General features: G+C 33.6%; 22 protein-coding genes. 17 read left to right on the top strand and 5 right to left on the bottom strand.

The window, feature by feature from the left end:
* The first annotated feature begins 17 nt into the window (after positions 1-17).
* Positions 18-644, top strand: coding sequence for a response regulator (locus tag ACFWV9_RS05445; RefSeq protein WP_411894223.1), 627 nt, complete (start codon positions 18-20; stop codon positions 642-644).
* 506 nt (positions 645-1,150) lie between these two features.
* On the opposite strand, the gene odhB is transcribed toward ACFWV9_RS05445, so the two are convergent.
* Both odhB and ACFWV9_RS05435 read right to left on the bottom strand, forming a co-directional pair.
* Entirely contained in the window at positions 1,151-2,362 is a 1,212-nt protein-coding gene (odhB, locus tag ACFWV9_RS05440; RefSeq protein ID WP_411894222.1) for a 2-oxoglutarate dehydrogenase complex dihydrolipoyllysine-residue succinyltransferase, read from the bottom strand.
* A 35-nt stretch (positions 2,363-2,397) separates the two neighbouring features.
* Positions 2,398-5,157 (bottom strand): 2-oxoglutarate dehydrogenase E1 component, encoded by a 2,760-nt coding sequence (locus ACFWV9_RS05435; RefSeq protein ID WP_411894221.1) that lies wholly within the window; start codon positions 5,155-5,157, stop codon positions 2,398-2,400.
* A gap of 109 nt (positions 5,158-5,266) precedes the next feature.
* Here ACFWV9_RS05435 and ACFWV9_RS05430 point away from each other — a divergent pair, with 109 nt between their 5' ends.
* Entirely contained in the window at positions 5,267-5,818 is a 552-nt protein-coding gene (locus ACFWV9_RS05430) for an alpha-ketoglutarate decarboxylase (protein ID WP_411894220.1), read from the top strand.
* Here ACFWV9_RS05430 and ACFWV9_RS05425 read toward each other — a convergent pair whose 3' ends face one another.
* Positions 5,819-6,250 (bottom strand): RrF2 family transcriptional regulator, encoded by a 432-nt coding sequence (locus tag ACFWV9_RS05425; protein WP_411894219.1) that lies wholly within the window; start codon positions 6,248-6,250, stop codon positions 5,819-5,821.
* Positions 6,251-6,372: 122 nt separating this feature from the next.
* Between ACFWV9_RS05425 and ACFWV9_RS05420 the strand changes: the two genes are divergently transcribed.
* The 10 genes from ACFWV9_RS05420 to ACFWV9_RS05375 all read left to right on the top strand — a co-directional run bounded on the left by ACFWV9_RS05420 (position 6,373) and on the right by ACFWV9_RS05375 (position 14,350).
* Positions 6,373-6,852, top strand: a complete 480-nt coding sequence (locus tag ACFWV9_RS05420; RefSeq protein WP_411894218.1) for a c-type cytochrome — start codon at positions 6,373-6,375, stop codon at positions 6,850-6,852.
* Between the two features lie 25 nt (positions 6,853-6,877).
* Complete coding sequence (locus ACFWV9_RS05415) at positions 6,878-7,462, top strand: fasciclin domain-containing protein (protein ID WP_411894217.1); 585 nt, start codon at positions 6,878-6,880, stop codon at positions 7,460-7,462.
* A gap of 29 nt (positions 7,463-7,491) precedes the next feature.
* The gene (nosZ, locus tag ACFWV9_RS05410) at positions 7,492-9,444 is read left to right on the top strand and encodes a Sec-dependent nitrous-oxide reductase (protein ID WP_411894216.1); all 1,953 of its coding nucleotides are present in this window, start codon (positions 7,492-7,494) and stop codon (positions 9,442-9,444) included.
* A 91-nt stretch (positions 9,445-9,535) separates the two neighbouring features.
* Positions 9,536-10,153, top strand: a complete 618-nt coding sequence (locus ACFWV9_RS05405; protein ID WP_411894215.1) for a hypothetical protein — start codon at positions 9,536-9,538, stop codon at positions 10,151-10,153.
* Positions 10,150-10,578 carry a nitrous oxide reductase accessory protein NosL gene (locus tag ACFWV9_RS05400; RefSeq protein WP_411894214.1) on the top strand — a complete coding sequence of 143 codons (429 nt, stop codon included), beginning with the start codon at positions 10,150-10,152 and terminating at the stop codon, positions 10,576-10,578. The genes ACFWV9_RS05405 and ACFWV9_RS05400 overlap by 4 nt, the downstream gene beginning before the upstream one ends.
* Before the next feature lie 9 nt (positions 10,579-10,587).
* Positions 10,588-11,829, top strand: coding sequence for a nitrous oxide reductase family maturation protein NosD (locus ACFWV9_RS05395; RefSeq protein WP_411894213.1), 1,242 nt, complete (start codon positions 10,588-10,590; stop codon positions 11,827-11,829).
* A complete protein-coding gene (locus ACFWV9_RS05390) occupies positions 11,823-12,530 on the top strand; it encodes an ABC transporter ATP-binding protein (protein WP_411894212.1) in 708 nt (235 codons plus the stop codon). Before ACFWV9_RS05395 ends, ACFWV9_RS05390 begins: the two co-directional genes overlap by 7 nt.
* Positions 12,523-13,305 (top strand): ABC transporter permease, encoded by a 783-nt coding sequence (locus ACFWV9_RS05385; RefSeq protein WP_411894211.1) that lies wholly within the window; start codon positions 12,523-12,525, stop codon positions 13,303-13,305. Before ACFWV9_RS05390 ends, ACFWV9_RS05385 begins: the two co-directional genes overlap by 8 nt.
* Positions 13,306-13,307: 2 nt before the next feature.
* The gene (locus tag ACFWV9_RS05380; protein ID WP_411894210.1) at positions 13,308-13,733 is read left to right on the top strand and encodes a hypothetical protein; all 426 of its coding nucleotides are present in this window, start codon (positions 13,308-13,310) and stop codon (positions 13,731-13,733) included.
* 149 nt (positions 13,734-13,882) lie between these two features.
* The gene (locus tag ACFWV9_RS05375; RefSeq protein ID WP_411894209.1) at positions 13,883-14,350 is read left to right on the top strand and encodes a c-type cytochrome; all 468 of its coding nucleotides are present in this window, start codon (positions 13,883-13,885) and stop codon (positions 14,348-14,350) included.
* Here the strand turns inward: ACFWV9_RS05375 and ACFWV9_RS05370 are convergent.
* On the bottom strand, positions 14,347-14,694 hold the full coding sequence (locus ACFWV9_RS05370) for a hypothetical protein (RefSeq protein ID WP_411894208.1): 348 nt from the start codon (positions 14,692-14,694) through the stop codon (positions 14,347-14,349). The two genes, ACFWV9_RS05375 and ACFWV9_RS05370, sit on opposite strands and share 4 nt — an antisense overlap.
* Entirely contained in the window at positions 14,694-15,668 is a 975-nt protein-coding gene (locus ACFWV9_RS05365) for a polyprenyl synthetase family protein (protein WP_411894207.1), read from the bottom strand. Before ACFWV9_RS05365 ends, ACFWV9_RS05370 begins: the two co-directional genes overlap by 1 nt.
* Before the next feature lie 121 nt (positions 15,669-15,789).
* Here ACFWV9_RS05365 and ACFWV9_RS05360 point away from each other — a divergent pair, with 121 nt between their 5' ends.
* The 5 genes from ACFWV9_RS05360 to aspS all read left to right on the top strand — a co-directional run bounded on the left by ACFWV9_RS05360 (position 15,790) and on the right by aspS (position 24,328).
* Positions 15,790-16,398, top strand: a complete 609-nt coding sequence (locus ACFWV9_RS05360) for a TetR/AcrR family transcriptional regulator (RefSeq protein ID WP_411894206.1) — start codon at positions 15,790-15,792, stop codon at positions 16,396-16,398.
* 4 nt (positions 16,399-16,402) lie between these two features.
* Entirely contained in the window at positions 16,403-17,746 is a 1,344-nt protein-coding gene (locus ACFWV9_RS05355) for a TolC family protein (protein WP_411894205.1), read from the top strand.
* Between the two features lie 9 nt (positions 17,747-17,755).
* On the top strand, positions 17,756-18,925 hold the full coding sequence (locus ACFWV9_RS05350) for an efflux RND transporter periplasmic adaptor subunit (protein WP_411894204.1): 1,170 nt from the start codon (positions 17,756-17,758) through the stop codon (positions 18,923-18,925).
* 5 nt (positions 18,926-18,930) lie between these two features.
* Positions 18,931-22,473, top strand: coding sequence for an efflux RND transporter permease subunit (locus tag ACFWV9_RS05345; RefSeq protein WP_411894203.1), 3,543 nt, complete (start codon positions 18,931-18,933; stop codon positions 22,471-22,473).
* 100 nt (positions 22,474-22,573) lie between these two features.
* Positions 22,574-24,328, top strand: coding sequence for an aspartate--tRNA ligase (gene aspS, locus ACFWV9_RS05340; protein ID WP_411894202.1), 1,755 nt, complete (start codon positions 22,574-22,576; stop codon positions 24,326-24,328).
* Positions 24,329-24,340 lie beyond the last annotated feature (12 nt).

Below are 24,340 nucleotides of genomic sequence, written 5' to 3'. Positions count from 1 at the left end.
TATAAATAAATTAAGTAATGCAACCAACCATCATTATTGCTGATGATCATCCTTTGGTACTAAAAGGTCTACAAGATTTTTTAACAGAAAAGAATTACAATCTATTGGCAACTGCTAAAAATGGTAAAATTGCACTGTCGCTAATAAAAGCACATTCTCCAGATATCGCAATTTTAGATATCAAAATGCCATTTCTTACTGGTCTAGAAATTGCACAAAAATGCAAGGAAGCCAATCTTAAAACAAAAATTGTACTCATAACTCTTGAAAAAGAAGAGAGTGTTTATGTTGAAGCAAAAAGATTAGGAGTTTATGGCTATGTATTAAAAGAGTTTGCTTTAGAAGAAATAGAAAATTGCATTTCTTCAGTTATAAAAGGTAAACCTTATTTTAGTCCAGAACTTATATCATATATTCAAATTGACAATACTCAATCCTTATTAAATAACTTGACAAATACTGAGTTAAAAATCTTAAAACTGACCACTAAAAATAAAACTGCTAGAGAGATTGCTGAGGATTTAAATTGCTCACCAAGAACAGTTGAGAAGCATAAGAGTCACATTATCACAAAACTAAATATAGAAAAAGCTCCCAACAGCCTTCTGATTTGGGCAAAAGAAAATCAAAAACATTTATCTTAAATATACGTAAGGTTACGTATAGTATTGTATTATTTTATTTACAATCTTTACAGTGTTATTAATTAAGGGTTAATAACGAGCTATTAATTAGTTCTTAGGGGATTATTTGAGCCTCGGACATTATGTTCGAGGTTCTTTTTTTGCGATTACATTAAAAAATACGTAAGGTTACGTATTGTGTTGCTTTAAAATAATATTCATCTTTACAAAGCTATTAATCGAAAGCCTCAGATTAAATTCTGAAAAGCTCTGGTTTAGTAATATACTAGAGCTTTTTTTAAAACATATTTCATTATGAACACCATTAAAGACAATACTACAAAAAAGGACAAAATCATTATTGCATTATTAATAATTTGTTCAGTATTTGTGGTATCAGCCAATGTGGCAGTTAATTTTTTTAGTTAATTTTAGTTAGTTGTTCTTCTAAGTTAGTAATTATAAGAACAAAAAAAGCGCAACATCTCCAGTTGCGCTTTTTTGATTTTAAATATTTTGAAAATGCTCTACATTTCTAGTGCTTTCTTAGGATTATTATCCATAAGCAATTCAGCAGGGTTTTCCAAGGCTTCCTTTACAGCAACCAAGAAACCAACAGACTCCTTACCATCTATTATTCTATGATCATAAGATAGTGCCACATACATTATTGGTCTTATCTCTACTTTTCCATCTATAGCAACAGGTCGTTCAACAATATTATGCATGCCTAAAATTCCACTCTGTGGAGGATTAATGATTGGTGTAGATAGCATACTACCAAATACACCTCCATTAGATATCGTAAATGTCCCACCTGTCATTTCATCTACCGTAATCTGGCCATCTCTTGCTCTAATTGCCAATCGTTTCACCTCTGATTCTACACCTCTGAAGGTTAAGTTCTCGGCATTTCTAATTACAGGTACCATTAATCCTTTTGGTCCTGATACGGCTATACTAATATCACAAAAATCATAAGTAATCATTTCCTTACCATCTATCATTGAATTTACCGCAGGATACATTTTTAAAGCTCTAACTATTGCTAAAGTGAAGAAACTCATAAAGCCTAAACTAACACCATGCTTAGCTTTAAAATCTTCTTTATATTGCTTTCTAAGTTCAAATATTGGTGACATATCAACCTCATTAAAGGTTGTAAGCATTGCTGTTGTATTCTTAGCTTCAACTAGTCGTTCTGCAACCTTACGCCTCAGCATAGACATTTTACTCCGAGAAGTACTTCTATTGCCACCTGATGGTGTTCCCATAGAAGGAACAGCATTTACTGCATCATCCTTGGTAATCCTTCCATCTTTACCTGTACCTTTAACTTCAGAAGGATTAATGCCTTTTTCATCTAGTATCTTTTTTGCTGCAGGACTAGCAGTACCTGTTGCGTAAGTTTTAGACTCAATAGGCTTCGCCTCTTCTTTCTTTGGTGCAACCTCAACTTTTTTCTCTTCCTTAGCTGTGGCTTCACTTCCTTCAGGTTTTGAGGCACTGGTATCAATTAAACACACTACTTGACCAACTGCTACAGCATCACCTTCCTCAGCTTTTAACGTTATGGTACCACTAGCTTCAGCTGGTAATTCTAATGTAGCTTTATCACTATCTACTTCGGCAATAGCTTGATCTTTTTCTACATAATCGCCATCTTCAACTAACCACTCTGCTATTTCTACCTCAGTTATTGATTCGCCTGGTGAAGGCACTTTCATTTCTAAAATCATGGACTTATTTATTTAAGCTCTAATTTGAGTTGTATTTATTTTCTTTGATTGTTTTTTGATTTATCAAAAACAAAATCTATTACCTCTTGGTGTCTAATTTTTGAACGTACTGAACTACCTGCTGCTGGCGTTCCATAAGGTCTTCTACTAGCTGCTCTAAAACCTTTTGCCTCATCGAAATGCATTAAGATATGTGCATATGCACCCATATTTCTTGGTTCTTCCTGAGCCCAAACAATATCATCTGCATTTTTATATTTCTTCATCATCTTACGCATCGCTTCAATTGGTAGAGGAAATAGTTGTTCTATTCTAACTAATGCAACATCATTCCTTTCTAGCTTTTCTCTTTCCTCTAATAATTCATAATAAAATTTACCAGTAACAAAAACTAGTGTTTTTACATTGTTAGCTTTAACAGTATCATCATCAATTAACATCTGAAAACTACCACTCACAAATTCTTCCACTGCTGATACTGCTTTAGGATGACGCAATAAACTCTTTGGTGTAAAGACAATTAAAGGTTTTCTATAATTGGCCTTCATTTGCCTACGTAATAAATGAAACATATTTGCTGGTGTCGAGCAGTCTGCTACAAACATATTGTCTTTTGCACATAACTGTAAATAACGCTCCATACGACCGGAAGAATGCTCTGCTCCTTGTCCTTCATAACCATGAGGTAATAGCATTACGAGACCATTTTGTGTTTTCCATTTATCTTCACCTGAAGATATATATTGGTCTATCATAATTTGTGCACCATTACTAAAATCTCCAAACTGAGCTTCCCAAATGGTTAAGGTATTTGGACTTGCCATGGCATATCCATAATCAAAACCAACTACACCATATTCTGATAACGATGAATTAAAAATATTAAACTGGCCTTGAATTTCAGAAATGTCCTTTAATAGAATTATTTCTTCTTCACTATCCTCTACTTTTACTACGGCATGTCTATGAGAGAAAGTACCTCGCTCAACATCCTGACCTGAAATCCTTACATTAAATCCTTCATTTAAAAGTGTTCCATATGCTAAATGTTCTGCCATTGACCAGTCTAACCTGTCTTCGTTAAACATGGTTTGGCGAGACTCTATTAGTCTTTGAATTTTACGGATAAACTTTTTATCCGTTGGAAGATTTGATATAACCTTAGTAATTTTCTTTAATACATCCTTAGAAACAGTTGTATCAACCGGTTCCATCATAGCCTTTTCAGTAACTCGAGTCAATCCCTTCCATTCTTCCTGCATAAACGCAGTAATTTCTGTTTTATCTTCCTTACGAGAATCTTCTAATTTTTCTTCTAACTTTTCTTTATACTTAGATTCAATATACTTTACATAACCTTCATCTATAACACCTTCATCCATCAATCGTTGCGCATAAATATCTCTTGGATTTCTGTGCTTTGCAATGGCCTTATATAAGAGTGGTTGCGTAAATTTTGGCTCATCACCTTCATTATGTCCATATTTTCTATAGCCTAATAAATCAATAAACACATCACGCTTAAATCTCATTCTGAAATGAAGTGCAAAAAGTGCGGCATGCACAACAGCCTCAGCATCATCTGCGTTAACATGCATTACAGGTGATAAGGTGACTTTGCCCACGTCCGTGCAATAAGTACTTGATCTCCCATCTAAATAGTTTGTTGTAAATCCTATCTGATTATTTACAACAATGTGAATTGTACCATTGGTTTTATAGCCTTCTAATTTTGCCATTTGAACAACTTCATACACCAAGCCTTGACCCGCTATTGCAGCATCTCCATGAACTACAATTGGAAGTACTTGTGATGCATCTTCAATTTCCTCTTTATCTTGTTTCGCTCTAGCAATCCCTTGTACAACTGCACCTACAGTTTCCAAATGTGAAGGATTAGGTGCAATATTTAAGTTTATCTTTTTGTTATTGTAAGTTTCTCTATTACTTGTCCAACCTAAATGATATTTTACGTCACCGTCAAATATTTCCTCTTCATAATCCTTGCCATCAAATTCACTAAAAATATCCTTTGCTGATTTTCCAAAAATATTTGTAAGCGTACTTAAGCGTCCGCGATGTGCCATACCCATAACAAACTCTTTAACACCTTCGTCAGCTGCTTTTTCAATAATAGCATCTACAGCTGGTATCAAAGATTCGTTCCCCTCTAAAGAAAAGCGCTTCTGACCAACATATTTAGTATGTAAAAAAGATTCAAAGGCAACGGCTTCGTTCAATTTCTTTAGAATATACTTTTTCTCATCAACTGAGAAATTCGCATGATTATCATTGACATTCAACTTATCTTGAATCCACTGAATTTCTTCAGGTTTTCTGATATACATATACTCTACACCGATAGAATCACAATAAATACTTTCGAGATGATCTATGATCACTTGCAATGTGCCTTGGCCAATCCCTATGACTTCGCCAGCAGAAAAAACAGTTTGTAAATCACTTTGGGTTAGCCCAAAATTTTCTATCTCTAAAGTAGGAGCATATTTTCGTCTTGCCCTTACCGGATTAGTTTTAGTAAATAAATGTCCTCTTGTACGGTAACCATCTATTAGTTTTACTACCTGAAATTCTTTTTGTATTTGCTCAGGAATTTGAGTAGAAACACCTTCGATAATTTCACCCTTCATTCCATAACTTTCAGAACCGAAATCGTATCCTTGAAAAAAGGCGCGCCAGCTAGGTTCAACAGAATCAGGATTTTTAAGATATTGGTCGTATAAATCAGCAAAGTATGCCGTATGTGCTGCGTTGAGAAAGGAATATTTATCCATTACTTTTTATCAAACGTTGACGTTTCAACAAAATTTCTTCAAAAATACAACATTTACCAAATATAAATATGGTTTTACTATATTTATAACAAATAGAAAATCCGAAATTATGTACATGATAATTATAAAGGTAAATCGGCTTAAATTTTTATTCTTTTGCCTTCTTTTTACATGCTTTTTTTACACTTCTTCATATGCTCAAAGTACCATAGACAGAAATAATGATTTTTGGGAAAATGTTCAATTTGGTGGCGGTATTGGTATTAATTTTGGTGATGGCTATTTTAGCGGTGCTTTAGCACCTAATGCACTTTATATGTTTAGCCCATATGTCGCAGCAGGTGTGGGTCTTAATTTTCAATATAGTTCACAACGTGATTTGTTCAATTCTACAGTAGTCGGTGGAAGTCTTATTGGCTTATTTACTCCTGCCAGAGGTATACAACTTTCTACAGAGTTCGAACAGTTATATGTAAATAGAGATTTTGACCAAGAATTTGTGGGTAATGCAGATGATAATTACTGGTATCCGGCTCTATTCTTAGGTGTTGGTTATACTAGCGGAAGTGTTACTTTTGGTATTAGATATGATGTGCTTTATGACGACCAAAAGAGTATACAGCCTGAAGCCTGGATGCCTTTTGTTAGATTTTGGTTTTAATTATAACGGCAATACCGATATTCCTTCTTTCAAATCCTTAACGAGAAATTCTAGAGTTGTATCTTTCAGTTTTTGCATTAAAAGTTGCTTTTCATTATAGACTATGTTATGAAGAGAACATGGATTATTTGCATTACACTCGCTAAGACTTAACAAACAAGAATTAATTTTTTCGTCACCATCTACAGCTTCAATTAAATCATAAACATTTCCTTTAAGATTATTGTCACTTAGATAAAAACCCCCATTTGGACCTCTTTTAGAAGACACCAGATTCTTTCTCGATAGTTCTTGTAATATTTTGGCGATATAGGCTTTAGGAACATTGATAGGCATTGCTATATCCTTAATCATTATTTTATTTTTCTCACTTGAGTAAGCAGCCAAATACAAAACTGCTTTAATTGCATACTTCACTGTATTAGAAAACATCTATTCTATCTTAAAATTTGACTTACAAATATAAAAAAGACTTTTTTGTCTTAAATATGATATTTATCATATTATAATCATCTTCTCCAATCTAAATTTGCTTTCTAATAAATCTATTAAAAATGAATACACTAACAAAAATCTTAATCCTTATTTTTTCCTTAACGCTTTTTGGTTGCGGTGGTAATGATAAAAAAGAAGAAGTACCATATGGCAAGAAAGAACCGGTAAAAACAGAAAGTAAAGTTCCTGCATCTGAAAGAGTTGAATTGTCTAATAAAGGCGTAGGATCTATTACTAAAGTAGATTTACCACTTGTTGTTGATAATGAATTAGCGGCTCATGGTAAAGACGTTTATGATAAATTGTGTACTGCCTGTCATAAAGCCGAAAAGAAATTTATTGGTCCTTCTCCGAAAGGAATTTTAAATCGTCGCTCACCTGAATGGGTAATGAATATGATTCTAGATCCAGAAAAAATGGTTAAAGAAGATCAATTAGCAAGAGATTTACTTATGGAATTTAATGGTTCACCGATGGCAAATCAAAATTTAACACAAGAAGAAGCCAGAGCTGTTCTAGAATATTTTAGAACACTTTAAAATACTAACACTAAAAATAAATCCAATGAAAACACTATTCAAATTATTATTCTCTATTGTGCTTTTAGTATGTTTTGTTGCATGTAATAGTAACTCAAAAACATCAGGAAATACAACAAGCGAAAATGCTAATAATGAAAGAGCTAGTCAAAAAGAAGGTCAAGCTTTCATGAAAGATGAAGGTGCTACACCAAATGCCTTGCAATTAGCAATTAGTTCTGAAGACCACACTACTTTAGTTGCGGCAGTACAAGCCGCTGAAGTAGAAAATGCATTAGTAAATGTAGGGCCATTAACAGTGTTTGCACCAAATAATGCTGCATTTGCAAAAATTGATGAAGCAACACTAAATAGTCTTTTGGAGCCAGAAAATAAAAGTAAACTCGCTTTTATATTAACCCATCACGTAGCTCCAGCAAATTACCCAGTAGAAATGCTGAAAAAGAATGCTGAAAAAGAACGTAAACTTTACATGGCTTCGGGCAAATACTTAGACGTAATGGAGAAAGACGGAGATCTTTATGTAGATGGTGTTAAAATACTTGGCACAGTAAACGTAAGTAACGGATGGGTGCATGTTACAGAAAGTGTAATTCTACCTAGAGACTAACTAAAATCAACTAAATAAAACAAAATTATATGAACAAAATAGGTAAATATGTATTGGGTATTGCTGCTCTTATCTTTATGACAAATTGTGGTAATAACAATAGCAATAGTAATTCTGGCGCAATGTCTTCGAGTAAGGCTGAAAAAGTTTATGTTGCACCAGGTGAACATGATGAATACTATGCCTTCTTTTCAGGAGGTTATAGCGGAAATATAACTGTAGCTGGACTCCCAAGCGGTCGAATGCTAAAAGAAATTCCTGTGTTCTCTCAATTCCCTACATCAGGTTATGGGTATTCAGAAGAAACAAAACCGATGCTAAACACCTCTTTTGGGTTTGTACCTTGGGGAGATGCTCACCACCCTGATATTTCTCAAACTAATGGTGAATTAGATGGTAGATGGATTTTTATTAATGAAAACAATACGCCTCGTATTGCTCGTATTAGTTTAGCTACTTTTGAGACAGAAGAGATTATTGAGCTTCCTAATAGTGCTGGAAATCACGCTTCTTCTTTTGTAACAGAAAATACTGAATACATTGTTGCAGGTACTCGTTTCGCAGTTCCTAATCCGCAACGTGATATGCCAATTAATGAGATGAAGGGACAATTTAAAGGACCTCTTTCCTTTGTTAGCATTGCTGATAATGGTAGAATGAATTTAGAGTTTCAATTAAATATGCCTGGTTTCAATTATGATTTAGCACATCCAGGACGTAATAAATCTCATGGTTGGTTCTTCTTTACAAGTTATAATACTGAGGAAGCCAATACCTTAATGGAAGTTAATGCATCGCAAAATGATAAAGATTATATCGCAGCTGTAAACTGGCAAAAAATTGCTGATTACGTTAAAAACGGTGGAGGTGAAAAAGTTGCAGGTACATACGCACATAATGTCTATGACGAAAAAACACATACCGCAACATCTACTATGAAAGAGGGTGTAACTATGGTAGACCCAAGAGAAGTTGCAGGTGCTGTTTTTTATATTCCTATCCCTAAATCTCCTCACGGTTGTGACGTTGATCCATCTGGCGAGTATATTGTTGGTAGTGGTAAATTATCAACTGATTTAAGTGTGTATTCTTTCGAGAAAATACTAACTGCTATAGAGAATGAAGACTTTGTTGATGACTCTTATGGTATCCCAGTATTAAGTTATGAAAATACTATTGCTGGTGTAGTAACTCAACCTGGATTAGGTCCTTTACATACAGAGTTTGATGGACAAGGCAATGCTTATACTACTTTCTTCATCTCTTCAGAGGTTGTAAAATGGAAATTAGGAACATGGGAAGTTTTAGACAGATTACCAACATTCTATTCTGTAGGTCACTTAATGATTCCTGGCGGTAACTCAAGAAAACCATTTGGTAAATACATGGTTGCCATGAATAAAATTACAAAAGACCGTTACTTACCAACAGGTCCTGAGTTAGAACACTCTGCACAATTGTATGACATCTCTGGTGATAAAATGGAATTATTATCTGATTTTCCTACACACGGAGAACCTCACTATGCGGCAGGAATTAGAGCAGATATAATTAAGGATAAAAGTAAAAAATACTATGAATTATCTGAAAATGAACATCCGTATGTTGCCAAGAGCGAAAGTGAAGCTAAAGTTACACGTAATGGTAATGAAGTACATATTAGTATGACAATGATACGCAGTCACTTCTCACCTGACAATATTGAAGGCGTGAAAGTAGGTGATAAAGTTTATCTGCATATGACAAATCTAGAGCAAGATTTTGATGTACCACATGGGTTCTCAATAATTGGTGCAAATACGTCTGAGATATTAGTAATGCCAGGTCAAACTAAAACTATAATATGGGAACCAAAACGAGAAGGTGTGTGGCCATTCTATTGTACAGATTTCTGTTCTGCATTACACCAAGAAATGCAAGGTTACATAAGGGTTTCTGGTAAAAACTCAACTACTCCACTTAAATTTACTTTAGATGAATAAAGGAGTTAAATAGTTTTAGTGTTTAGATGTTATTTAACTCATAAAGGGTGAGTATAATGCTCACCCTTTTTCTCTCTCAAAAATAAAAACTATGAAATCAGCAAGTATCTTAATGATTGTTGGCTCTGCTCTACTATTGGGTCTATTTATATTTCCTCTTTGGAGTATAGAGCTAGAAGCCCCACAATACCCAAGCGGTATTGGAATGAACATTCATCTTGATGGTTTAGAAGGTAAAGAAAAGCACGATCTTCAGAACATTGATGGTCTTAACCACTATATTGGTATGCGCAAACTTCCTAAGCCAGAAGACATGTGGGAATTTAGCACCTTTCCAAAAGTTGTTGGCGGTATGGCTCTCTTAGGAATGATCATTGGTTTAATAGGGGTATTTATAAACATATCCCCAAAATGGTTTTTAGGTTGGTTGATATTAATGTGTATATTAGGAATTTTAGGAATGTATGATTTTAATGCATGGATGATTGATTATGGTACTAATTTAGATCCAAAAGCCATAATGAAGATGACCGATGCTGATGGTAATCCACTAAGTTATAAACCACCTTTATTTGGTACCAAACATATTCTTAACTTCGTAGCACATTCTTATCCAAGTACTGGCGCATATATGATGGCCTTTGGTATGTTCTTAACATTTGTGGCCTATTGGATTGGAATTAAAAAAGTGAAGTCCTTAAAAGCATGAAACGTATTAGCCTTTTAATTGTCCTTTGTATATTGTTGAGTTGCAGTAAAAAACCGCAACCCATAAATTACGGTATCGACATGTGCAATTTCTGTCAAATGACAATTGTTACAAAAACACATGCTGCTCAAATGGTAACAGACAAAGGCAAACAATTCAAGTTTGATGCAATTGAATGCATGATTCGATTTTTAGATGACAAACAAAATCTTATACCTAAAAGTAATCTCCTAATTACTAATTATAGTACTCCTGGTACAATGACCAATGCTATAACAGCCAGCTATGTTATTTGTGAAGAAATTACTAGCCCAATGGGTGCAAACCTTACCGGTTTTGCATCTGAACAAAATGCTAAAGAAATGATTAATAGCCCTTCGGCGAAACTTTATAACTGGAATACTATTTTCAATAAACTCAATTAATTTGATCCCATGAAAATACGTTTTAGTATTGTTTTATTAATATTCACAAGCTACTTAGCAGCTGCAAAAACAAGAACAGTTTGTGCTGTGGGTTGTGATTTTACTTCTATTCAAAAGGCTGTTGACAGCGCCAATAATGGTGATGATATTTTCATTAAAGCAGGCCTCTATAATGAATCTAATATTATTATATATAAAAAATCACTTCACATCGTAGGCGAAGAAGGTACTATAATTGATACACAAAATAATGGTTATGGGTTTTCTGTTGAAGCAACTGATATTACGATTAAAAACTTAGTCATCAAAAATATTGAGGTCAGTTACACTAAAGAATATGCTGCAATTTTGCTTTTTAAATCTTATGACTTTGTTATTGAAAATGTTACTGTAGAAAATGCCTTTTTCGGATTCTTAATTCAAAAATCAAAAGATGGTAAAATTCATAATAATACAATTTCAGGTGAAGGAAAGGCTGAAGCAGATTCAGGAAACGCTATTCATCTTTGGCACTGTGAAAATGTAAAAATCACAAATAATGACGTACGGCGAATGCGCGATGGAATTTATCTAGAATTTGGCAATAGTTCATATATCTCAGACAATTACTCTACTGAAAATATGCGCTATGGATTACATTTTATGTTTTCTAACAATAACACTTATGAAAACAATATTTTTGAAGCAAATGGCGCTGGAGTTGCCGTTATGTTCTCAAAAAAAATAAAAATGTTCAGTAACATATTTAAAAAAAATTGGGGAACTGCCTCTTATGGAATTCTACTTAAAGAAATCAATGATGCAGAACTAAAACACAATATTTTTGAAGATAACACTATAGGAATAAACGCGGATGGTACAAACCGAATAACTTACACCGAGAACACATTTACAAATAACGGTTATGCCATTAAAGTTCATGGTGCCTGCTATGAAAACAATTATACTAGGAACAACTTTCTTTACAATTCTTTCGATTTATCATATTCAGGTAAGCTAAATGACAATAAATTTGAAAATAATTATTGGAGTAATTACACAGGCTATGATCTCAATAAAGATGGTATTGGTGATATACCATATAGACCTGTTAAGCTATTTTCTTATTTAGTAAATAGAACACCCGAAAGTATAGTTTTACTGAGGAGTTTATTTATTGATATCATAGATTTCTCTGAAAAAGTGTCTCCTGTTTTTACTCCAGAAAATCTTATTGACAACAATCCATTAATGGCGCAAGTTTCATGGTAGAAATTACTGAATTATATAAATCTTTTGGCAAGAACAATGTCCTTAATGGGATAAATCTCAAAATTAGTGAGGGTGGCATTTTTGCTGTTCTAGGTCCAAACGGATCAGGAAAAACAACCATTATCAAATCGATTCTAGGTATGGTAATTCCGACGAGCGGAAGCATCAAAGTATTTGATACTGATGTAAATAAAAACTCTGATTATCGCTATAAAATAGATTACTTACCTCAGATTGCTAATTTCCCAAGTAATTTAAAAGTTAGCGAATTAATTAAAATGATTAAAGATTTGAGAGGTGCTACAGTAGAAGATAAAAACTTAATCGAAAAATTTAAATTAGAACCCTTTCTAAACAAAAAACTAGGTACGCTCTCAGGTGGTACTAAACAGAAAGTAAATATTGTTTTAACCTTTATGTTTAACAGTCCTATTATTATTCTTGACGAACCTACCACAGGGTTAGATCCAATTTCATTAATTAGGCTTAAAGAACTTATTGAAATAGAAAAAGCCAGTGGGAAAACCATCTTAATTACATCTCACATTATGAGCTTTGTTGAGGAAGTGGCAGATAAAATTGTATTTATTCTAGAAGGCAAAATATATTTCAAAGGCAGTATTGCAGAATTAAAAACTAAAACAAATCAAAAAGATTTTGAACATGCCATTGCAAACATTTTAACCGAAAACCATGCTTAAAATATTAAAATATAGCTTTTTTGATTTAATGCGTAGCAGTTGGAGTTATGTGTATTTTGCATTCTACCTTCTCTTAGGAATTGTATTGCTTTTTCTAAATAATGATTTATCAAAAGCAGTCATAACCCTGATGAATGTCATCATTGTATTGGTGCCTTTAATAGGAACAATATTTGGTGTGATGTACTATTATAACTCCAAAGAGTTCACAGAACTTTTATTAGCGCAACCACTTAAGCGCTCCTCCATTTTTTTAGGTCAGTATTTGGGTGTTGCTATTTCATTATCCATGAGTTTAATCCTGGGTCTAGGTTTACCTTTTATCGCTTATGGATTATTTAAATCAAATGCTATTTGGGACTTCTCTTTGTTGCTAGTTGTAGGTGTGTTTTTAACTTTCATTTTTAGTGCATTGGCATTTAACATTGCACTATCTAACGAAAACAAAATAAAAGGCTTTGGTTACGCCATACTTATGTGGTTATTCTTAGCCATTATTTATGACGGATTGTTTTTAATGTCACTTATATTATTTGAAGATTACCCTTTAGACAAAGTGTCATTAATAGGCACCATGTTAAACCCTATTGACTTGTCCAGAACACTCATTTTACTTAAACTAGATATCTCTGCTCTGCTTGGTTATACAGGGGCTGTGTTTAAACAATTTTTTGGTACTAGTTTTGGTTTAATTGTTTCATTTTTAGCCTTGACTATTTGGGTAGGCTTACCAGTTGTAAGAATAATATATAAGTCAAAGAAAAAGGATTTTTAATAATGAAAGTAAAAACAATTTATATCGTATTTTTTCTTGTTGCCACTATCGTCTTCGGATGTAAAAATGATAAAAACTCTATAAACAAATCTATCATTGTACCTGAAGGTTTAGTGTTTAATAATGGCGAAAAATGGATTGCCAATACCGAAACGCATATCGGTATGAAACGGATTGATTCTATTCTAAAAAACACTACATATTTAGATGGTAAAGTCTTAGGTGAAGCCCTTTCAAAAGAAACCAGTTACATCATTAAAAACTGTGATATGACAGGCATAGCTCACGATCAGTTACATATAGTATTAGTACCTATTTTAGAAGAAATAACATACATAAAAGATGTAACTGAAACCAATAGGTTAAAAGACAAAGTGACATATATAAAAGGCTTAGTTAGTACTTATTTTCAATACTTTAAAACTTAATTTCAACCGACAACTGTCAACTGATTAAAAACAAAATATCTTAAAATATACATAGCAATATATCTACCCAAGACCCTTAAAAATCGAAATCTGATTTCACAAATAAATATTTAATTTTAACTTGTACACAAATTCAAATTAAATCCTATATGAAATCACTATTAAAACTTTTATGCCTTTCAGTTTTTATTACTCAATTTAGCTGTGGAGATAGCAAGAAAACAGAAGGCGTTAGTTATGGAAAATCAACTGCAGATAATGTGCCTGCATCAGAACGTGTAGATCTGAAAAATAAAGGTGTTGGACCTATAACATCGGTAGATTTGCCATTAGTAGTGGATAATGAATTAGCAAAAACTGGTGAAGAAATATATGGTAAATTATGTATAGCTTGCCATTTGGCTGATGAAAAATTTATAGGCCCACCTCCAAAGGATATTCTTAAACGAAGAACACCAGAATGGGTAATGAATATGATTTTAAACCCTGAGAAAATGGTTAAAGAGGATCCATTGGCAAAAGACCTTCTTAAAGAATACAATGGTTCTCCTATGGTCAGCCAAAATGTGACTAAGGATGAAGCAAGAGCACTTCTAGAATATTTTAGAACGCTTTAACTTTTTGACCTATACCATACTTTCTGCCATTCTCTTTGAAGAATTAAGAAAGTTACATCCTCGGATAATTTTTCGATATCATCACCATCCAATTGTCTTATTTTCAATTCGGATACATCAACTTGATATAGCAAATTTAGGTAATCGGAAAACTTATTTTGAATAAGATGAAAAACTGTTTCTTGTAAAACCAATTTCAAGCTTATAGGTAGGGTTTCTTCATCAAACTCTAAATCGATGTTGGCCAATAGTAAATCCTTGTTGAGCTGTATAATTAATTTTTGATAAAGCTTTAACGAGGTTGCTTCAGTAATTAAATCGTTAAAAGTAGTTGGTAAAGTCATTAGACATGTCTATTCATTAATTGCTCACCAAACAGTCTTAAAACTTGTTTTTTGTCTTCAGAAATATTGATTGTATTAAGTACTTTAAATGCTTTATCAGTAAAATCCTTTACAGCGTTTTGTGTAGCATTAGAAGCACCAGATTCTTTGAACAAATCCTTTACAGTACTTACTTTTTCTTCATCGTTTAAGTCACTATCGTTAATAGTTTTTAATAATAATTCTTGTTGCGACGTTGATCCTAATTCTAAGGTTTTTAGATATAAATACGTTTTTTTGTTCTCAAGAATATCTCCACCAACTTGCTTACCAAATGTTTCAGGATTACCAAAAGCATCGAGATAATCATCCTGTAACTGAAATGCAATACCCAAAAAGCGTCCAAAATCATAAATAGCCTGTTGATCAGATTGCGAAGCTCCTGCAACAATGGCTCCCATTTTCATAGCCGCACCTACCAAAACTGCGGTCTTAAACTCAATCATTTTTAGATACTCAGAGATTGTGACATCATTTCTAGTTTCAAAATCAATATCAAATTGTTGCCCTTCACAAACCTCTAGTGCTGTTTTACTAAAGAGTTTTGCAAGTGACTGAAACTTATCAGATTCGTAATTTTCGAATAATTGATAAGCCAAAATTAACATGGCGTCTCCAGAAAGAATACCAGTATTTAAATCCCATTTTTCATGTACCGTTTGTTTCCCACGTCTTAAAGGAGCGTCATCCATAATATCATCATGTATTAATGAAAAATTATGGAACACCTCAACGGACAAGGCAGCATTTAGTGCCAACTGCGCTTCAGCTCCAAATACTTCGGTGGTCATTAAAGTTAACACTGGTCTTAATCGTTTACCGCCAAGTCTTAAAATGTAATTTACCGGTTCATAAAGATTCATAGGCTCTCTATCCACGGCATATTTCTCTAAATAATCAATGAATATTTTCTGGTAGGTTTCGATTTTTTGCATAGTACAAAAATAAAACTTTCAACATGGTTTAGGCTAATGTTAACGATGTTAAATTATTATTAAAACTTTGGAAACTTTTTTTGTTTTTAAAGTTTCCTGTGTTAAATTTGCCGATTGAGTTATGAGAGAAAAGATAATACATAAGGCTTCGGAGTTATTCCTAACACTTGGATTTAAAAGTGTAACAATGGACGATATAGCTAATGCTATGGGAATATCCAAAAAAACAATTTACGTTCATTTTAATAACAAAACAAAACTAGTAGAGGCAGTTACATTTACATTGTTTGAAAACATTTGTGATGGAATTGACTGTATTTGTTTAGATGCAAATAACCCGATAGAGGAGCTTTACGACATAAAAATGTTTGTTATGCAACATTTAAAAAATGAGCAAGCATCGCCTATTTTTCAATTAAAAAAATATTACCCAAACATACACGATGTATTAAAAACAAAGCAATTTGAAAAGATGCACCAATCCGTTTCAGAAAGTCTTACAAAAGGCATAGAAACAGAATTGTTTAGGTCAAATATAGATGTAGATTTCATCGCAAGGCTTTATTTCAACGGAATGACAGGTATTAAAGATGAAAACATTTTTCCACGTGACAAGTTTACGATGGAATACCTTATAGGGAACTTCTTAGAATACCATCTGAGAGCCATTGTGACCCAAAAGGGATTTACAATTTTAAATAAGTTTATTATCAAAAATCAATCATCATAATAGAATGAAACATTTATCAATACTAATATTTCTAGTATACTTTAGTTTTGGTTATAGCCAAGAGTATCCTGAAAGTCTTAGCCTTCAAGAAGCTATAGATTATGCATTAGAAAACAACAGAACGGCAAAAAATGCTTCTAGAGATATTGAGGTAGCCGAAAAACAAAAATGGGAAACCATAGCAACAGGATTACCTCAACTTGATGCTAGTATAAATTATCAGAACTTTTTGAAACAGCAAGTTTCTGTTATACCTGCAGAATTCTTTGGAGGAAATCCAGGAGAATTTGCAGAAGTGATTTTTGGCACAAAACAAAATGCTACTGCCACTGCGACCTTAAATCAGCTCATCTTCGATGGATCCTACATAGTAGGCCTACAATCTACCAAAGTGTTTTTAGAAATTTCTAAAAATGCTAAAGCTAAAACAGATTTAGAAGTAAGAGAAGCCGTTATAAATGCATATGGCAATGTACTTGTATCAAAAGAGGGTGTAAAAATTATTGAAAAAAATATTGATGTTATTGAAAAGAATTTGGATGAGACCACAAAGATTTACGAAAACGGACTCGAGGAGCTAGAAAGTGTGGAGCAACTTCAGATTACTCTTTCTAATCTACAAAGTGATTATGATAATCTAAAGCGACTAGAAGTAATTGCTTTCCAAATGTTAAATATTACTTTGGGTATTGAGTATAGTGCTCCTTTAATACTTACGGATACATTAGAATCCTTAGCTTTTCAAAATTTAGCAGATGAAACATTAGAATTAGAAAGCGATGTTACATTGACACTAGACTATCAAATCGCTGATAATGACAAAAGATCTAAAGAACTATTAGTAAAGCTAGAACAAAGTAATGCCTTACCTAGATTAAGTGGGTTTATTAATGGTGGTTATAACACCTTTGCTGATGATTTTGTATTTCTAGATAATAATACGCAGTGGTTTGGTTTCTCATTATTAGGATTGAATCTCGATATACCAATTTTTAGTTCTGGTATGCGAGGTGCTGCCACCCAACGTGCTAAAATAAACTTAGAGAAAGCTAAAGATGACCTTACTGAGGTTGAACAACTTCTAAAACTTCAAATAGCTACTGCCAAAAGTAATTATCAGTTTGCTTCAGAAGATTATTCTAATAAAAAAAGAAACTTAGAATTAGCTGAACGAATTGCTATAAAAAACGAAACTAAGTTTTTTGAAGGTATTGGCTCTAGTTTTGAATTAAGACAAGCACAAACGCAACTTTACGATGCACAACAACAAATACTACGAACCATGCTAGATGTAATAAATGCTAAAGCGGAACTTGAAACTATAACAAATACACCAAGCAAATACTAAATATTCATCATGAAAAAAATACTAAGCATAATAATAATAATTAGCTCATTGATTCTGGCTTGTTCTAATGGAGACAAAAAACAGAGTATTGAAGAAATTGTAGCTTCGAAAGATATTAAGACCATCCAAACAAAAAAAGATGAGCTAGTAACTGAACAACAAGTTATTACTCAAAAAATTAAACAATTAGATGAGGAACTCAAGGCACTAAGTCCTGATAGAAATATCCCTCTGATTACTACAATCACAGTTGAAGTCAAAGAATTTAAACACTACTTAGAACTTCAGGGAAGTGTGGAAACAAAGAAAAATGTTGTAATCACTCCCGAAATGCCCGGCATACTAAATAGAGTTTATGTAAAAGAAGGTGATAAGGTAGTAAAGGGTCAACTATTGGCTAAAATTGATGATGGCGGATTAAGCCAACAAATAGCTTCGTTGCAGATACAAGCAGATTTGGCCAAAACTACTTTTGATCGTCAAAGTCGATTATGGGAACAAAAAATTGGAAGTGAAATACAATATCTGCAAGCTAAATCTACTTACGAAAGTGCCGTAGAATCCGTAAATCAGCTTAAACAACAGTTAGCTAAATCTAATGTAAGAGCTCCTTTCTCTGGTGTAGTTGATGATGTAATTACGGAACAAGGCAATGTTGTAGCTGCTGGTCAGACACAATTAATAAGAATTGTCAATTTAGAGGATATGTATATTAAAACTGATATACCTGAAAGTTATATTACAAGCATTGTTGAAGGAAAAGAAGTAGAAGTAGAAATTCCAATCCTAGGAAAATCAATTCAATCGAAAATCAGACAAACAGGAAATTTTATTAACCCGTCCAATAGGACATTTAATGTAGAAATAGCGGTTCCGAATAAGGATAAAACCATTAAACCAAATTTAACAGCAAGGTTAAAAATTAATGATTACACGAATGAAAATGCCATTCTAATTCCGCAGAGTATCATTTCTGAAAATGCCTCTGGCCAGCAGTATGTTTACATTTTAAAAGACCTAGAGGGTGATAAAGCAGTTGCTAATCAAATTATTATAACAACTGGGAAAACACAAGGAGATTTTATTGAAGTATTATCTGGTTTAGAGTCAAATAATCAATTAATTGATGAAGGTGCTAGAAGTGTTAAAAACCAACAAACTGTCAAGATTAAAAACTAACATCAATGACCAACAAAAAGAAAACCAAAAAAGTAATTGATAAAGAGTTTAAGTTATCATCTTGGGCCATAAATAATAAGACCACGATGTATGTGGCTATTATATTAATTCTATTTCTTGGAGCATCAGCATACTTCTCTATGCCTAGGGAAAGTTTCCCTGAGATTAGAGAAACAAAAATCTATATCAGTTCTTTATTTCCAGGCAACACAGCCGAAGATATAGAAAAACTCATCACAGATCCACTAGAAGATAAACTGAAGAACGTGAGTAATGTTGTAGAGATTACCTCTACGTCTCAAGAAGATTATTCAATGGTAGTGGTTGAGTTTGATGAAGATATTTCTGTTGAAGCTGCAAAACAAAAAGTAAAAGATGAAATTGATGGTGAAACTTCTGGTGAGGATTGGCCAACCTTTAATGGTGCCAAAGTAGAACCAAATGTTTTTGAATTGAGCATGTCTGAAGAAATGCCAATACTCAATATTAATATCTCTGGTGACTATCCTGTTAACCGCTTAAAGGAATTTGGGGAATATTTAGAAGATGAAATAGAAGATCTTCCAGAAATTAAACAGGTAGATATTCGTGGTGCTCAAGAAAAAGAAGTTGAAGTTGCAGTAGATGTCTATAAAATGATGGCTTCAAAAGTTAGTTTTAATGATGTCACAGGAGCAATAAGTAATGGTAACATGACAATGTCTGCTGGTAATTTCATTACAAGTGGACAAAGACGAACCATAAGAATTATTGGTGAAATTGAGACTCCTAAAGAATTAGAAAACTTTGTTGTAAAATCAGAAAATAGTAATCCAATATATCTCAAAGATATTGCAACTGTAACCTTTAGACCAAAGGATAAAACAACTTACGCAAGAGAACTCAATCCTGCAACCAACAAAGGAGAAGCTGTAGTTATGTTAGATGTTAAAAAACGATCTGGAAAGAACATGGTTGCAGCTGCAGAAAAAATCGAAGAAATTGTAAAAAAGGCAAAGGCAGATTTTTTTCCACCAGACTTAAGAGTTACAATTACAAACGATCAATCTTCTAAAACGATTGGCCAGGTTGATGATTTGGTTAACAATATCATCTTCGGTATTATTCTGGTTGTTACGGTTCTGATGTTTTTCTTAGGTTTTAAAAATGCTCTTTTTGTTGGATTTGCTATACCTATGTCTATGTTTATGTCGCTAATGATATTAAACCTACTTGGTTATACCATGAATACTATGATACTTTTTGGTCTAATTATGGGACTTGGTATGTTGGTCGATAATGGTATTGTAGTAGTTGAAAATGTATATCGACTAATGGATGAGGAAGGTCTTTCACGAGTTGATGCGGCCAAAAAAGGTATTAGTGAAATTGCATTCCCAATAATTATATCAACGGCTACAACCGTTGCTGCCTTTATTCCTTTAGGATTATGGCCAGGTTTAATGGGGCAGTTTATGAAATATTTTCCAATAACACTTTCAGTCGTACTCGGTTCGTCATTAATCGTTGCCATTTTTTTCAATTCTGTACTGGTATCTCAATTTATGACCACAGAAGATAAAGACATGCCGTTAAAACAAATCCTAAAAATATCAGTCTTCCTCGTTGGCATTGGTGCACTCATAGCCATATTTGGTGGTTCTTATAGAGGTTTGGGTACATTGATGATTATTACTGCAATTTTACTTTGGATATACAGATTAATCTTAAGACGTGCTGCTAACAGATTTCAATCTAATGTACTGACGCGTCTAGAAAACGTTTACGAAAATACTCTAACCGGTTCTCTCAATAGCTGGAAACCTGTTGCCATTGCAATAGGCAGTCTATTGCTATTTTTTATTGCTTTTGGTGGCTTTGGAGCATCTGTAGCAAGTCAACGTACAAAAATTGAGTTTTTCCCAGACAATAAACCAAATCAGATTATTGTCTATATAGAATATCCTGAAGGAACTGATATTGACAAAACCAATAAAATAACGCAAGAAATAGAAGATAAGGTTTACGGCATATTAAATAATCCTGAATACATCGCAGATGGTAGTAACTTTTTAGTAGAAAGTGCTGTATCTCAAGTTGGTGAAGGTGCCGGTAACCCAATGACGGATGGAGGTTCTTCGGCTGAAATGCCACATAAAGGTAAAATTACGGCCTCTATGCGCGAGTACAAATATCGTAAAGGTAAGGACAGTGAAGAATTACGTCAAAAAGTACAGGAGGCACTAGCTGGGATTTATCCTGGTATTTTAATCTCTGTTGAAAAAGATGCTAATGGACCTCCTATCGGACCTCCTATTAATATTGAAATAGAAGGTGATGATTATGATGAGTTAATTGCCATTGCAGAACGTATGCGTGTTTATATTAATTCAAAAAATATTGACGCTATTGATGAGTTAAAAATAGATGTAAACAAGGATAAGCCTGGCATGCAAGTTACGGTAGATCGAGAAAAAGCAGGTGAACTTGGCGTTAGTACTGGGCAAGTTGGTCAACAACTACGTAACTCATTATTTGGCGCCAAAGCTGGTATTTATAAAGAAGATGGTGATGACTATGATATCTATGTCCGTTTTAGTGAGGATCTTAGATACAACAAAAGTGCCCTTTTTAATCAAGAGATTATTTTTAGAACACCTACTGGTAAAATGCGTGAAATACCCGTGTCATCGGTTGCTAAACAAAGTAATAATTCTGGTTTTAGCGCCATAAAACATAGGGACACTAAACGAGTGGTAACCGTTTATTCTTCTCTTGCTCCAGGCTATGTAGATGCTGGTGCAGTAGTGACTAGAATTCAAAATGAAATGAAAAATTTTGAAGAATTACCACCTAATATAAAAATTGATTTTACTGGTCAAATAGAGGAACAGAATAAAGAACAAGCGTTTTTAATGGGTGCTTTCTTTGCTGGGCTCTTCCTTATCTTTTTAATATTAATTTTTCAGTTTAATTCAGTATCAAAACCGGCCATCATAATGATTGCGATATTCTTGAGTCTAATTGGTGTATTTGGAGGTATTGTTATTACAGGCGCATCCTTCGTCATTTTAATGACTATGATGGGTATTATTTCGTTGGCTGGTATTGTGGTGAATAATGGTGTTGTATTATTAGATTATGCCCAATTGCTAATTGACAGAAAGAAAAACGAGTTAGATTTAGATATATCAGAATATCTTCCGAAGGATGAATTACTAAAACAAATCATTACGGCTGGTAAGGCTAGGTTAAGACCTGTATTATTAACAGCCATTACAACCATTTTAGGCTTAATTCCTTTAGCCATTGGTCTTAATATTAATTTTTTCACCCTAATGAGTGATTTAGATGCCAATATTTATTTTGGTGGTGATAACGTGATATTTTGGGGACCATTAGCTTGGACAGTTATTTATGGGTTGTTTATAGCCACATTCTTAACATTAATAGTAGTACCTGTTTTATTTTATTTATCCATAAGTTTTAAAATGTGGTTAAAAAGTAAATTTGGTTCCTCAACGGTAGAATTAGAATCAAACATAGAACAAACTCCCGCACTGGAGTAAATAAGTGCATTGATTAATAGCGAAAAGCCTTAACAATTGTTAAGGCTTTTATTTATTTATCTTGTTAAGTTGATTAAATTTGCAGGATTAAATTTTCATTATGTATAGAACGCATTCATGTGGCGAATTAAGAGCTGCACATAGCAATACAGAAGTTACTCTAGCAGGTTGGGTACAAGGTGTGAGAGATAAGGGGTTTATGATTTATATTGATTTAAGAGATCGATACGGTATTACCCAGCTTTATTTTGATGAAGAACGCACTGCAAAGGAAATAATGAAAATGGCTCAGAAACTGGGTCGTGAATTTGTTATTCAGGTAAAAGGAACTGTTGTAGAACGTGCTTCAAAAAATCCAAATATACCAACAGGTGATATTGAAGTTTTAGTCTCAGAATTAAATATTTTAAATTCATCTTTAGTACCTCCATTTACAATTGAAGATAGTACTGATGGCGGTGATGATTTACGTATGAAATATCGTTATTTAGATATTCGTCGTAATCCTGTTAAGGAGAGTTTAATATTTAGACATAAAGTTGCGCAAGCGGTAAGAAATTATTTGTCGGGCGAAGACTTCATAGAAGTTGAAACACCATACCTCATAAAATCTACACCAGAAGGTGCGAGGGATTTTGTTGTGCCTTCTCGTATGAATGAAGGTCAATTCTATGCTCTACCACAATCACCACAAACGTTTAAACAACTACTTATGGTTGGTGGTATGGATAAGTACTTTCAAATTGTGAAGTGTTTTAGAGATGAAGATTTACGTGCAGATAGACAACCAGAGTTTACACAAATAGACTGTGAGATGGCATTTGTGGAACAAGAGGACATCTTAAATACATTTGAAGGTTTAACACGCCACGTACTTAAGGAAATTAATGGTGTTGAAGTTGAGAAATTCCCAAGAATGCTTTATGATGACGCTATCCGTTTATATGGTAATGACAAGCCGGATATTAGGTTTGGAATGGAGTTTGGTGAGCTTAACGAGGTGTCTCAACACAAAAATTTTAATGTATTTAATTCAGCTGAATTAGTAGTTGGTATTGCGGTACCTGGAGGCAATAGTTATACAAGAAAAGAAATTGACAAACTTATTGATTGGGTTAAGCGACCTCAAATTGGAGCTCTAGGTATGGTTTATTGTCGCTGTAATGAAGATGGTACTTTTAAGTCTTCAGTAGACAAATTCTATGATCAAGATGATTTAGCCAATTGGGCTAAAGCGACTGGTGCTAAAGCTGGTGATTTAATATGTGTACTATCTGGGGAAACCAACAAAGTTAGAGCACAGCTAAGTGCTTTGCGTATGGAATTAGCCGAAAGGTTAGGGCTGCGCAAGTCAGATGAATTTGCTCCACTTTGGGTTATGGATTTCCCACTTTTAGAATGGGACGAAGAGACAGAACGCTACCATGCAATGCATCATCCTTTTACTTCACCTAAACCAGGACAACTTGAATTACTTGATACAAAGCCTGGTGAGGTTAAAGCAAATGCATATGACTTAGTGTTGAATGGAAACGAAATTGGAGGTGGGTCCATTAGAATTCACGATAAGCCAACTCAAGCTATAATGCTTAAGCATCTTGGTTTTTCAGAAGAAGAAACTCGAGCTCAATTTGGTTTCCTTATGGATGCTTTTGAATATGGTGCACCACCACATGGTGGTATTGCATTTGGGCTTGATAGACTTGTTGCAATATTGGGTGGCCAAGAAACCATACGCGATTTTATTGCTTTCCCGAAAAATAATTCAGGAAGAGATGTAATGATTGATGCTCCCGCACCAATTGATGAAGAACAACTAGATGAATTAAATCTAAAACTTAATTTAAAATCGTAACTCATTAATCCT

Origin of the sequence: Winogradskyella sp. A2 (assembly GCF_046762865.1) — a bacterium.
GTDB lineage: Bacteria > Bacteroidota > Bacteroidia > Flavobacteriales > Flavobacteriaceae > Winogradskyella.
The sequence above is the reverse complement of the archived record's forward strand: the minus strand, read 5'-3'. Positions and strand labels throughout refer to the sequence as shown.